The following is a 12,328-nucleotide window of genomic DNA, read 5'->3' as shown; positions in this document are numbered from 1 at the left end:
CCAGCCAGGGGCGCGTGTTCAGGGCATAGAGCCGCGCCGGAACCGTGACAATGGAATTTACCTGCTCATTGGAGATAAACACGCGGTATTGGTCCACAAATGTCAGCCCCTCGGCCTGTCCGATGAACAGGGCATTGGGCAGCTCAATCCGGCGCTTGTTGCCCTTCAAATACTGCCCGCCCCGGAAGTCCGACAGCAGCCACAGGAACGTGGCGCCGGTGCTGGCGTTGTAGCCCAGCAGTGCCGCGCCGGTACCCGCGGGGTTGAGGTCGGCGGCCGTAATCAGCCCGTTCACGTTGAAGCTGCCCTTGAAATGCGCCACGTAGGTGCCGGGCTGCGCCGGGATGGTGTAGTACTTGGTGCGCAGGTCGGCCCAGTTCTTCGTGAACAGGTGCAGGGAATCGTTGGCGTAGAAAAACGCCTCGCAGTCGAAGTTGTGATTGTTAATGGCCGGGGTGAAAGTGGTTTGGTCGGGGTAGCTGAAGGTGATGGCTTGCGCCGTCACGGCCACCGAAGGCCCGGTGCCGATGTCGGCTTTGGCCACGCGCAGCACCCGCAAATCGCGCCGGTCGCCGTTGTTGTTGCCAAAGTCGCCCACGTAGAGGTACTGCGCATCGGTGGCCAGGTCTTCCCAGTCGATGTTGATGGTGTTGGTGATGACGACGTGCTGCACCGCAGCGCCCGAGGTCGAATCAATCTTGTAGAAGCCGGGCGTGTTGTTGCTGTCGTTGTGGGTCCACAGGTTGCGGTCGGTGTATTGCAGCCCCGAGCTTTCGGGCACGGCGCTGCCCAGCGGCGTTTTGGTGATGAGCGGGGTGCTGGTGGTGGCGTACTGGCACGAGCCGTCGTTGAGGGTGGCGGCCGGGTTGTAGTTGGTGGCGCGCGGGTCGGTGCAGCCGCTTTGAGCCCGGGCCGTGAAGCAGGCCAGCACCAGCAGCAGGAGCAGCGAATGAGTAGCGGTTTTTACCATAGCACTGAGCAAAAAAGAACGTCATGCTGAGCGAAGCCAAAGCCTCTCTACCGCAATAGTAATGAATTACTTGCGCAGTAGAGATGCTTTGACTTCGCTCAGCATGACGTTCATAAGTCACACCGAACGGGCTGCGAGAGCCTACAGGTTGCCCCGCAGCGCCTGCTCGCGCTCGATGCTCTCAAACAGGGCTTTGAAATTGCCCTTGCCGAAGCTTTTGGCGCCTTTGCGCTGAATGATTTCGTAGAAAACCGTGGGCCGGTCTTCCACGGGCTTGGTGAAAATCTGGAGCAGGTAGCCTTCCTCGTCGCGGTCCACCAGCAGGTTCAGGGCTTTCAACGATTCCAGGTCTTCGTCGATGGCGCCGATGCGCTCCAGCAGGTCTTCGTAGTAGGCGCCAGGCACGCTCAGGAACTCCACGCCGCGGCGGCGCAGCTCGGTCACGGTGGCGCGGATGTCCTTGGTGGCGATGGCGATGTGCTGCACGCCGGGCGAGTGGTAGTAGTCGAGGTATTCTTCAATCTGCGACTTCTTCTTGCCTTCGGCGGGCTCGTTGATGGGGAATTTTACGTAGCCATTGCCGTTGGATACCACCTTCGACATGAGGGCCGAATATTCGGTCGAGATGTCTTCGTCGTCGAACGTGAGCAGGAGCTTGAAGCCCATCACGTCCTCGTAGAATTTCACCCACTGGTTCATTTCGCCCCAGCCCACGTTGCCCACGCAGTGGTCTACGTGCAGCAGGCCCACCGGGGCGCCTTGGGGCACGCCGCTGCTTTTGGCCACAAAGCCGGGCATGAACGGGCCCGTGTAGTTGGTGCGCTCCACGAAGGTGTGCACGCTCTCGCCGTAGGTGTAGATGCCGGAGAGCGTCACGCTGCCGTGCTCGTCCTCGATGGTGTAAGGCTCGAAAGCCGATTTGGCGCCTCGCTTGGTGGTTTCTTCCCACGACCTGCGGGCGTCGTCCACCCACAGGGCCATCACCTTCACGCCGTCGCCGTGCTGGGCCACGTGGCGCGTGATGTCGGAGTCGGGCAGGAGGGAGGTGGTGAGCACCAGCCGGATTTTGCCCTGCTGGAGCACGTAGCTGGCGCGGTCGCGCAGGCCGGTTTCGGGGCCGGCGTAGGCCACCAGTTCGAAGCCGAACGCGGCCTGGTAGTAGTAGGCCGACTGCTTGGCGTTGCCCACGTAGAATTCAACAAAGTCGGTGCCTTTGAGCGGGAGGAAGTCCTGGGCGGGCTGGGCCAGCACTTCGGGCGAGGTCATGGTTTGCATGGGCGCGGTTGAAAGGGAAATGGGTGGGGGATGAACGCGGTAAAAATACGGGTTTGATTGGTTATGCGCTCCATTTGGCGGATTGCCGGGCTGCGTCGGCCGCGGCGCCGCGCAGGTTTGGCAATTCATTCCCATTTTTGTGTCCAATCATCTGCCTTAGCGCCACCCAATGAATACCGAAGAACTGAACCGCGCCCTCGTGGCCCTGATTGAGAAGAAAGCCGAGCTGCACACCCTCACCTACGACGACGCCCGCTACGACGACGTGGAGGAAGCCCTGCACGACCTCGAAGACGATTTCAACGACGAATACGGCGATTTCCTCGAAACGGCGCTCGACAAGGTGCACTCCGACCTCAAGTCGGACACCGACGTGCTGCTCCCCACCGCCTACCTGCCCAGCAACCCCAACTCCACGCCCTCGCCCAAAGAAGGCGTGTGGGTGGATTCCGAAAAATACCCCGGCAAAGAAGCCCGCATCACGCTGGTGCCCAACCCCGTGCGCATCATGCTGACCGTAGGCAAAAACGTGCAGCAAGAGCTCTGGAAAGCGTAGGGCTGCCGGTTTCCTGACGAAAAACAGAACGTCATGCGGAGCGCAGCCGAAGCAGCTCTACCACGCAACTGATTCATGCGTGAGGTGGAGGTGCTTCGGCTGCGCTGCGCGTGACGTTCTGTTTTCACAATTCCAAATAGACCAATATGCTCTACCGCATTGCCGAGCCCACCGACTGGCAGCACGCCCAACAGACCGGCTTCTTTGCCAGCCCCGACCTGGCCGCCGAGGGTTTCATTCACTCCTCAGAGCAACATCAGATTCTGGAAACGGCCCGCCGCTATTACGCCGGCCGTACCGATTTGCTCTTGCTGGAATGGGACGAAGCGGCTCTGGCCGCGGCCGGCGTGCGCGTTGAGCGCGAATGGGTCGAGAGCCGGCAGCAGCATTTTGCGCACGTGTTTGGCCCGGTGCCGCTGCGTGCCATTTGCCGCGCCTGGCCCCTTGAGGCTAATAAACAGGGAGAACTTCAACTGCCAGCGGAGTTGCAATCCGCGGGCGAATAAATTTTTAAAGTCCGGTGCAACCCCCGCGCGGTGCGGCGCATCTTCCGCCCAGAAGCAAACCTCTAAAACGTTCCGTTTTATGCTGTCTCTCTACTTGCGTCCGTTGCGCTGGCTGGCCCTGGTGGGGCTGGCCACGGCCTGCGCTCCCACCTACCAGCTGGGTTTGAAACCCGTCAAATCGACCGGCCTGTTTGCCGAGGGCCGCGAGCAGGCCCAGGCCGTGGCCGATAGCGTAGAAGTCCGGCTGAGCTTTGTGTGCTACGAGGCCAACCGGGTGGTGTTTGAGGCCGAGTACCGCAACCCCACGCGCCGTTCGCTGGTGGTCGACCCGGCCGCGTTTCAGTACGAAGCCAACCGCCTGCCGGCCCCCGCGGCCGAACCCAAAGCCAAGCGCCCCAAGCCCCTGCCCGGCGCCGAAGTAACGGCCGCCGTGGCCGCCGCCAGCATGTCGCTGCCCTTGCCGCCGCTGCCGCCCCAGGCCGTGGCCGCCTTCGACCCCGAGCCCGAAATCAGCGCCCTGAAGGCCAAAGCCGATAAGGAAGCCGAGAAGGCCTCTCGCTTCGACTGGCTGGGCCTGGGCCTGGCCGCTGCCAGCCTGGCCACCGACGTGGCCAGCATTGGCAAGCGCGAAACCGCGGCCCAATACCAGAACCGCGTGGCCATTCATGACGCGGCCGTGGCCTACAACGTGATTTCCAGCGCCACCAAAATCGAGCACGCCGTGGCCGCCGAGGTGCTGCAGCAGCGCGCCGCCCTGCTGCAGGACTACGCCCTGCGCAAAGTGACCCTGGAGCCCGGCCAGCAGGTGCGCGGCTACCTCTATTTCCCGCGCTACGACGCCGCCGACGGCTTCGTGCTGAAGGCCCCGGTGGGCAGCACCGTGGTGCCGCTGGAATTTGCGCAGGTGCGCACGCGGCAGTAAGCGTTAGGCCAGAATTCGATGGAAGGCCCTTGCAGCGATGCGAGGACCTTTTTTTTATGATTCAACTGAGCAGGCGGTAGGTTTCCGTAGCTGCTGCACGAGAGCTGTGTAGGGTAGGGGCGCATGCGCGCGACGTCCTGGGAACGTTGCCGGCAACGTTCCCGCTACTATTTATTCCATTTTGCATTGTTTCTATGAGCGCGGCCTTCACCTTTAGCCGCTGTCTTATGCCGCCACGGGCGGGGCAGACCACTGGTTTTTAACCCCACGCTGTGCTATATGAAACAACGCTTTACGCTTTTGGCCTTGTTGCTGACCGCGCTGCTCCTGCTGGCGCAAGGCGCCCAGGCCCAGGCCTTCGACCTGGTAGTGGCCAAAGACGGTTCGGGCGCTTACCGGACGGTGCAGGCCGCCATCAACGCCGCTCCCACGGGGCGCACCACGGTTTTCACCATCTTCATCAAAAACGGCAAGTACCGGGAGAAGCTGACGGTGCCCGCCAACAAACCGTTTTTGCAATTCGTCGGGGAGAGCGTGGCGGGCACCGTGCTGACTTGGAACGACGCCAACACGCCGTCGTTTCCGGGCAACTCGGCCAGCTTCATCATCAACGCCTCCGATATCAGCGCGCTGAATATCACCTTCGAAAACTCGTATGGCGACGCGCCGCAGGGCCTGGCCATGTACATCACCGGCGACCGGGTGGCGTTTAAAAACTGCCGTTTCCTGGGCGGGCAAGACACCATGCAGCTTAACTCGCAGGCCGGCAACCGCAGCTATTTCAAAGAGTGCTACATCGATGGCGTGGTGGATTTCATTTTTGGCGCGGGCCGCGGGCTGTTCGAGAACTGTATCATTTACCCCCGCACCCGGCGCGACGGCGGCAGCGGCGGCTACATCACGGCCGCCAACACGCAGCCCGGCCAGACCTACGGGTTTGTGTTTCGCAATTGTGTCATTCCCGAAAACCGGGGCACCACCACCTACACCCTAGGCCGGCCCTGGCAGAACGACCTGGGCTCGACGCCAACCGACCGCTCGGCCTCCCGGGTAGTGTGGCTGAACACCACCATGGGCAATTCCATCAAGCCTGCAGGTTGGCAGGTATGGGACGCGGGCACGGTGACCAGCGTCATCCAATATGCTGAGTACAAAAGCCGCGATTTCAGCGGCAACCTGGTGAATACCAGCCAGCGCGTGCCGTGGTCTTTTCAGCTCGTCGATGCCGACACGGTGAACTACACCCGCGCTGCCGTGCTGGGCAGCTGGGACCCCTGCACCGTGGTGCCCAACTTCTGCGGCCATCAGGACCCGGCCATTGCGGTGTCGAATTTCCGGGCCGTGAAAGGCAGTGGCCCGGCCCCGTCGGCCCTGACCTGGAACAGCAGCTGGCTGATTGCGGGCGTGCAGTACCAGCTGTTCCGTAGTTCGGCGCGCCGCGGCACCTACACGCAGCTCTACAGCACCACCTCCTCGGTGGCCGCCAACATCAACTTTGGCACCACAGACCCCATTCCGGCGCCGGGCACGTCTTGTTTCTACTACGTGCGGGCTTCCAAAACCGGCCTGGCCACGCACGTAACCGATACGTTGGAGATTTCGAGCACGCCCACCATTTTCACCTCGGGCACCACGCAGGCCTTTCTGCAGGGCGGCACGCCACCCTCTGCCGCCCAAAACCTGCTGGTGAGTGCCGAGAACCTGACGGGTGCCGTCACGGTGACGCCACCGACCGGATTTGAGGTATCGGCAAACGGCGGGGCAACGTGGTTTGGTAGCGCCGCGCCACTCGCTTTGGCCCCCGGCAGCGCCGGCGCCGTGGCCAGCACCACTCTCAGCGTGCGCCTCAACGCGGGGGCCGTGGGCACCTACGCCGGCAACCTGACGCTGGCCAGCGCCGGGGCTGTCACGGTCAATGTGCCGGTATCGGGGCTGAAGCAGGCCGCGGCTTTGCCCCAATCGGTGGTGCTGCAGTGGTGGCCCATGGCCCGCAGCGGCCAGGACAGCGCCGCCGTGCGCGTGGCCGCGCTGCAAGCCAGCACGCCCACGCTGCGCAAGTTCGTGCTGTCCAGCGGTTCAGCGGCGGCCACCATCCCGCCGTATTCCCGCACCTACGGCCAGGCGTTTGCGCCCGTGGCCGACGGTGGCTGGACCACCGCCCTGGGCGGCAACGGCGGCAACCTGAACCGGACGTACTACGAGCAATTCACCGTAGCCCCGAGCGGGAGCAGCGCCGTGCGGCTCGATTCGGTAGTATTCAACGCCTACGTTACGGGCTCGGTGAGCAACACCAAGCTGGCCGTGGTGTGGTCGCGCAGCGGTTTTGCCACCGATTCGGCCGACGTGACCGGAGGCAAGGGCCCCGGCGGCATTCTCCTCAGCTCGGCCAACGGCGGGTTCGCGACGCCCATTCTGACCACCAACACCAGCGCCGCTTACCGCCTTGCGCTGGCCGGCGCCACGGGCCTCACGCTGGCCGCTGGGCAGCGCCTCACGTTCCGCGTGTACTTCAGTTGCGGCTCCACTACCGTCACTACGCGCTTCGCCACCCTGAAAAACGTGCAGGCGAAGGGCGAAGCCAACCTGGTCAGCGGGGCGCGCCGTGCAGTGGCGCAGTCTCTCCAACTATACCCCAACCCCGCCACTGCCCAGTGCCTGGTGATGCACCCGGCCGCCGGCCGCGAGGCCAGCATTGCGGTGTATTCATCCCTGGGGCAGCGGGTAGCCACGGTGCCATGCGCGGCCGGGGCCCAGCAAACACTCCTCAATCTTGCTACTTTGGCGCCCGGCTTTTATGTAGTGCGATACACGTTTGATAATGAACAGTTTGCCGTGTCTTTGCGCAAAGAGTAGCGCCCGGGTTCGTGCCGTGTGGCGGCGCGGTATGAGTGAAAAAGCAGAGCGGGGGATGCGCAAGCCAGCCGGCTTGTGCATCCCCCGCTTCCGGTTGAAGGGCATTTGAAAAAGCGGCTGGGATTGCAGCCGATGGCTCCGAGGAATTAGCCGAGGTCCGCCAGTTCCAGCCAGCGCAATTCTTTCTCCTCCAATTCTTCATTCAGGGCCGAGAGTCGGGCGCCCCAGGCTGCAAAGTCCTGCGGCGAGCCGCTGCCGCCGTTCAGCTTGGCGGTGATGTCCTGCTTCTCGGTTTCCAGCGTCGCCATGGCTTTTTCGAGCTGCTCGTACTCCTTTTTCTCGGCGAAGGTGGCGCGGCGCTTTTGGGGCGAGGGCGCCACGGCGGTGCTCACGGCGGCCGGCGTGATGGCCGCTTTCGCGGCGGCGCGGGCCGCTTTGGCGGCTTTCTCTTCTTCAATCAGCGCGGCTTCGGCTTCGCGCTCGGCGAGGTACTCGCGGTAGTCGGTGTAGTTGCCGGGGAAGTTGAGGACGGCCCCGCCGGGCTCGAGCACGAAGAGGTGCTCGGCGAGGTGGTCGAGGAAGTACCGGTCGTGGCTCACGATGAGCAGGCAGCCGGAGAAGTGCAGCAGAAAGTCTTCCAGAATGTTGAGCGTGCCCAGGTCGAGGTCGTTGGTGGGCTCGTCAAGAATCAGGAAGTTGGGGTTCTTGATGAGCACGCGTAGCAGCTGCAGGCGGCGCTTTTCGCCGCCGCTGAGCTTGCTCACCAGCGTGTACTGCTGGGCCGGCGGAAACAGGAACAAGTTCAAGAACTGGCTGGCGGTGAGCACGTCGCCGTTGGCCAGCTCCACCACTTCGGCCACTTCCTTCACGATGTCGATGACGCGTTGCGAGGGGTCGAATTCCAGCTCGGTCTGGGTGTAGTAGCCAAACACGGTGGTCAGGCCCACGTCGATGGTGCCGGAGTCGGGCTGCAGCTTGCCGGTAAGCATGTTGAGCAGCGTGGACTTGCCCGCGCCATTCGGGCCCACGAGGCCGATGCGGTCCTTCTTCTTGAACACGTAGCTGAAATCATCCAGCACCACGTTGTCGCCGAAGCGTTTGTTCAAGTGGCTGGCTTCGATGATTTTGCCGCCCTGGCGGGTGGTTTTCACGCTCAGCTCCACCTGCTGCTTGCTGAGGTTGGTGCTGGCCTTCTCTTTGGTGACGTAGAAAGCGTCGATGCGGGCTTTTTGCTTGGTGCCGCGCGCCTGGGGCATGCGGCGCATCCACTCCAATTCCTTTTTGAAGAGCTGGCGGGCCTTTTCTACTTCGGTGGCTTCGCGCATTTCGCGGTCGGCTTTTTTCTCCACGAAGTAGGCGTAGTTGCCCTGGTAGCGGTACACCTGGCCCTTGTCGAGCTCCACAATTTCGTTGGCCACCTTGTCGAGGAAGTACCGGTCGTGGGTCACCATCAGCAGGGTGAGGGTGGGGGAGGAGAGGCGGTTTTCGAGCCACTCAATGGTGCTGAGGTCCAGGTGGTTGGTGGGCTCGTCGAGCAGCAGCACGTCGGGCTCTTCGATGAGGACGCGGGCCAGGGCCACGCGCTTGCGCTGCCCGCCCGAGAGCTGGGCCACGTTGCGGGTGAGCAAGTCGCCGAGGATGCCGAGGCGGCCGAGAATCTGCTGCACCTGGGCTTCGTAGTCCCAGGCGTTGAGGGCGTCCATGCGCTCAAGCACGCGCTGGAGGTCGTCGGGCTTGTGGTTGGGGTCGTTGACGACGTGCTCGTACTCCTGAATGGCCTTGAGCGTGTCGTTTTGGCTGGCGAAGATGGTTTGCTCCACGCTCAGGCTTTCGTCGAACACGGGGTTCTGGCCCAGGTACGTCACGCGGATGCCTTTGCGCACGCTCACCTCGCCGGTGTCGGGGGCTTCGAGGCCGGCCAGCACCTTCATGAGGGTGGTTTTGCCAGTGCCGTTGATGCCCACAAAGGCCACGCGCTGGCCTTGGTTGAGGCCGAAGTTTAGGTCTTTAAACAGCCAGCGGTCGGCGTAATTCTTCGAGATGTTCTCGGCGGATAACAGGTTCATTGTAAAAAGTATGCCTTTACGGTGTCGTTATGGCGGTTTTTAAGTGCGGCAAAGTGGCGTGTATATGTTTTTTCGGGGAAAACGGATACATGCTGGATACATACCCGGCAAAATGGATACATGCCCAATTGTGCCGGGTTTTGCATTCTAGCGGGGTGCCTATCTTCAAAGGTACGACCGCCCCAACGGGCAAGGAAAAGGTAACGCAACAGCAGCGGCAAAAGTGGCAAGTGAAGCAACAGCTACAACCCGTCGTTTTTGGGGCGAAATATGCCCGCTGTTGAACGTATAGAAGGAAAAGGGACAATGACACCGAATGCTTGTGGCAAGGGGCAAGGAAAAGAAATTGCTAAAGTGATATGCTAAGAAGCTTGGAATGCTAAAAAATGATGTATAACTTTATACTTCACCTTAATCAACAACACAATGCCATTCATCACATTCACCAAAGAAGGAAGCCCGTTGTACATCAACATCGACCATGTTGCCGGTATGAAGTTGACCGTTGAAAACGAAAAGAACACCGCAGTCAAAATCATTGCGTCGCGTCCTGAACTGGATACAACCGTATTCTTTGACACGGAAGCTGACGCGCAAGCTTTCATTGACGATTTGGTTGCTTACAGCTTGAAAGCTTCGCAACCAGCGTTTGAAGCAACGGTAACCACCACCACAACGGTACCGAAACGGGCAACAGTCCGTCGGCTAAGCCGCCCGGCAGCCCCTACCGTTATCCGTTAGTTGCATCAATACCCATTGAAACCGCTGCTTTAATAAGTGGCGGTTTTTTTGTGTTCATACATCGGGGCAAACCGCTGTTAGTTGATACTACAACCGGAAAACAGCGAATAGACGCGGAATAGGCGGGCAGATAGGGGTTGGATAGGTCGGGAATACTAATAACCACTAATCGGGGCTATTGCTTTTGCCTATTATGCCCGAAACTAGATTTATCGTTTCAGTAACGACCGTTGCAGTAATGATAAATCCTGCTACCTTTGTTTCAGTTGTCGCACTAGGGACAGCAAAGCATCGATGAAACGCTATGTTACTTACCTGCGGGTTTCGACTGATAAGCAAGGCAGCAGCGGTCTAGGACTGGAAGCACAACGCGCCGCCGTTGTTGCCTACGCTAAGACAGCCGATAATATCTTGGCTGAATTCGTGGAAGTGGAAAGCGGTAAGAACAACACCCGCGAACAACTTGCCGCTGCCATTGCCCACGCCAAAAAGAACAATGCCGTTTTACTGATTGCCAAATTGGATAGGCTGTCACGTAATGCTGCTTTCATTTTCACGTTAAGGGATTCGGGCGTGGATTTTTGTTGCGCAGACATGCCCGACGCCAACGGCTTAACAATAGGCATATTTGCGTCGATTGCGCAGCATGAAAGGGAAACGATAGCCAAACGGACAACGGATGCACTAGCCGCAAAACGGGCGCGGGGTGAAGCGTTGGGGACGGTAGCGAACCTGACTAGCGAAGGACGGGCAAAAGGGCAGCAGACGCGCCAAAACAACGCCAAAACGGATAAAGCCAACGTGCAAGCAAAGCAACTGATAGACCTGCTTGCATCGGGCGGGGCAACACTGGCAGCCATTGCCGACAAATTGAACGCTAGCGGCTACAAAACCCGGCGCGGGTGCCAGTTCACGCCCACGGCGGTTAAGCGGTTGCGTAGCAGTGAATAAGCATTGATTGTTGCTGCTAGTAGATTCAATAAAATACCCCGAACTTATTGCTAGGTTCGGGGTTCTTTTTTGTTTTGTTTTTGGTAATTGATTATTGGCTTTAAGTGGCTGTTAGTGAATAATTTTAGAATAAGGATTTAGAATTATTATTGTAATTTAGGATACTATGGTTATAGGCGGAAATTACAGACTGATACTTGTGGTATAGGCTATCGTAGTAGTCGATTAGATTGCCGTTCAGGGCTATATCCTTTGCTACTTCAAGGTAAAGCAAGTTGTTCCGCTTTTGGAATTGGTCAAAGTTGAATCTGATATTGTGCTTCATGGTGTTTTCTTCGCTTTTGCTGGCTGTTATTATATATTCATTTGGGATAATAGGTTTAATGTTGTCGCCTAGATGGATAAGCGGCATACGGGTGCATCGGGTTTTGTTGCTGTCATCTTTCTTTCTGAATTCAGCAATAGATTCACCGTAACAATTGAACAGGCTAAGCAGGTGTTCGGAATCTTGTAACTGGCTGAAAATGGGATTATAATCCTTGCCTTTGCTTTCGCGGGTATACAATGCCTTTTCGGTTTGTTCAAGTTTCGAATACTTATCGTAGGTAATTGCTGTATTGTAATCAGTTTTCAGTCGGTAGATATAATCGGTGTCTTTAATAGCGTTGTTCGTAATGCTTAATTCCAGTCGCCAAACGTCTTTGCTTACGTCTAAACCGTTGGCGCTGTGGTAATCGGTGATATAACCCTTGTTGCTGCTTTCGGCTATTTCGCGGGTTTTGTTATACAGCTTTAGTGAACGCCCGCCCACGTTTTCAGCTAGATATACAGTAAAGTTCGTGTCCCCGTTTCGGCTGACGCTGCCGAACGCGTTAATCTTTTCAATTTGCTTTTTATTTTTGTGAAAGTGATAGGTTTCGGGGTTGAAGAAATACTTATTAAACCGCTTCATTACGTCTACGTTCGTATCTAAAGCAATATCTAGCTTCGCATAGTTGTGGAATAGCAAGTTAAAGTCTGCCATAAATTGACGAATAGCCGAAAGCAGTGATGCCGTATAAAGCAACCTGTTATCGGCGCGGTAATGCACTAAATTTGCGGCATAGTGGGCGCGTACTGGATTCACGTCAACAACGCCGATACGCTTACCGCTTACGTCTACTGAATAGCTTAGATGGTAGCTGCTGTTACGTTTGTCATCGGTTAGCATGGTCAACGTAGTTGAACCTTGAACGTAGATAGGTAGTGCGGTTGACGGGTGTAGCGTTGTTAAATCCAGTGCTACGGGAAAGGAATGATTCAACCGAATATTTAGGCAATCTAGTGAAAGTGTAAATAGGTCTTTTTTAGTATGTTGGGGCATTAAATAGGGGTTATTATTTTTATTGTTGTTGTAATTTCGGACACTATGGTTATAGTATATAGTAGCATTTACTAGGCAGGTTTTAGCGTTTCGTAGATAATAGTTCAGTTATTTTTTTATTCAGA

The 12,328-nt window shown here is 58.2% G+C and carries 10 protein-coding genes; 6 read left to right on the top strand and 4 right to left on the bottom strand.

Annotated elements, in window-relative coordinates; genetic code table 11:
* Both JAO73_RS13450 and hppD read right to left on the bottom strand, forming a co-directional pair.
* On the bottom strand, nt 1–970 hold a 970-nt coding region (locus tag JAO73_RS13450), incomplete at its 3' end, for a hypothetical protein (protein WP_198977520.1).
* 141 nt (nt 971–1,111) lie between these two features.
* Complete coding sequence (hppD, locus tag JAO73_RS13445; protein WP_198977519.1) at nt 1,112–2,245, bottom strand: 4-hydroxyphenylpyruvate dioxygenase; 1,134 nt, start codon at nt 2,243–2,245, stop codon at nt 1,112–1,114.
* A 169-nt stretch (nt 2,246–2,414) separates the two neighbouring features.
* On the opposite strand from hppD, the gene JAO73_RS13440 reads away from it, so the two are divergent.
* The 4 genes from JAO73_RS13440 to JAO73_RS13425 all read left to right on the top strand — a co-directional run bounded on the left by JAO73_RS13440 (nt 2,415) and on the right by JAO73_RS13425 (nt 7,082).
* Entirely contained in the window at nt 2,415–2,801 is a 387-nt protein-coding gene (locus JAO73_RS13440) for a hypothetical protein (RefSeq protein ID WP_190921934.1), read from the top strand.
* 146 nt (nt 2,802–2,947) lie between these two features.
* Nucleotides 2,948–3,307 (top strand): DUF952 domain-containing protein, encoded by a 360-nt coding sequence (locus tag JAO73_RS13435; protein WP_198977518.1) that lies wholly within the window; start codon nt 2,948–2,950, stop codon nt 3,305–3,307.
* A gap of 79 nt (nt 3,308–3,386) precedes the next feature.
* Nucleotides 3,387–4,229 carry a hypothetical protein gene (locus tag JAO73_RS13430; RefSeq protein ID WP_190921936.1) on the top strand — a complete coding sequence of 281 codons (843 nt, stop codon included), beginning with the start codon at nt 3,387–3,389 and terminating at the stop codon, nt 4,227–4,229.
* Between the two features lie 279 nt (nt 4,230–4,508).
* Nucleotides 4,509–7,082 (top strand): pectinesterase family protein, encoded by a 2,574-nt coding sequence (locus tag JAO73_RS13425; protein ID WP_198977517.1) that lies wholly within the window; start codon nt 4,509–4,511, stop codon nt 7,080–7,082.
* Nucleotides 7,083–7,228: 146 nt separating this feature from the next.
* Here JAO73_RS13425 and JAO73_RS13420 read toward each other — a convergent pair whose 3' ends face one another.
* Nucleotides 7,229–9,148 (bottom strand): ABC-F family ATP-binding cassette domain-containing protein, encoded by a 1,920-nt coding sequence (locus tag JAO73_RS13420; RefSeq protein WP_198977516.1) that lies wholly within the window; start codon nt 9,146–9,148, stop codon nt 7,229–7,231.
* Nucleotides 9,149–9,574: 426 nt separating this feature from the next.
* Between JAO73_RS13420 and JAO73_RS13415 the strand changes: the two genes are divergently transcribed.
* Nucleotides 9,575–9,889, top strand: a complete 315-nt coding sequence (locus tag JAO73_RS13415) for a hypothetical protein (protein ID WP_198977515.1) — start codon at nt 9,575–9,577, stop codon at nt 9,887–9,889.
* Between the two features lie 294 nt (nt 9,890–10,183).
* On the top strand, nt 10,184–10,840 hold the full coding sequence (locus JAO73_RS13410; protein ID WP_198977514.1) for a recombinase family protein: 657 nt from the start codon (nt 10,184–10,186) through the stop codon (nt 10,838–10,840).
* Between the two features lie 124 nt (nt 10,841–10,964).
* Here the strand turns inward: JAO73_RS13410 and JAO73_RS13405 are convergent, their stop codons facing one another.
* Nucleotides 10,965–12,203: a hypothetical protein gene (locus JAO73_RS13405; RefSeq protein ID WP_198977513.1), complete on the bottom strand. Its 1,239-nt coding sequence runs from the start codon at nt 12,201–12,203 to the stop codon at nt 10,965–10,967.
* Nucleotides 12,204–12,328: the final 125 nt, after the last annotated feature.

The sequence above is a fragment of the Hymenobacter miniatus genome (assembly GCF_016427455.1).
GTDB classification, from domain to species: domain Bacteria; phylum Bacteroidota; class Bacteroidia; order Cytophagales; family Hymenobacteraceae; genus Hymenobacter; species Hymenobacter armeniacus.
Note: the sequence above shows the minus strand (reverse complement) of the source record. Positions and strands in the feature narration are given on the sequence as shown.

Excerpts from the sequence above, each read along its gene's own strand:
- hppD (WP_198977519.1), bottom strand. The coding sequence starts at position 2,245 with ATGCAAACCATGACCTCGCCCGAAGTGCTGGCCCAGCCCGCCCAGGAC.
- JAO73_RS13440 (WP_190921934.1), top strand. The coding sequence starts at position 2,415 with ATGAATACCGAAGAACTGAACCGCGCCCTCGTGGCCCTGATTGAGAAG.
- JAO73_RS13435 (WP_198977518.1), top strand. The coding sequence starts at position 2,948 with ATGCTCTACCGCATTGCCGAGCCCACCGACTGGCAGCACGCCCAACAG.
- JAO73_RS13430 (WP_190921936.1), top strand. The coding sequence starts at position 3,387 with ATGCTGTCTCTCTACTTGCGTCCGTTGCGCTGGCTGGCCCTGGTGGGG.
- JAO73_RS13425 (WP_198977517.1), top strand. The coding sequence starts at position 4,509 with ATGAAACAACGCTTTACGCTTTTGGCCTTGTTGCTGACCGCGCTGCTC.
- JAO73_RS13420 (WP_198977516.1), bottom strand. The coding sequence starts at position 9,148 with ATGAACCTGTTATCCGCCGAGAACATCTCGAAGAATTACGCCGACCGC.
- JAO73_RS13415 (WP_198977515.1), top strand. The coding sequence starts at position 9,575 with ATGCCATTCATCACATTCACCAAAGAAGGAAGCCCGTTGTACATCAAC.
- JAO73_RS13410 (WP_198977514.1), top strand. The coding sequence starts at position 10,184 with ATGAAACGCTATGTTACTTACCTGCGGGTTTCGACTGATAAGCAAGGC.
- JAO73_RS13405 (WP_198977513.1), bottom strand. The coding sequence starts at position 12,203 with ATGCCCCAACATACTAAAAAAGACCTATTTACACTTTCACTAGATTGC.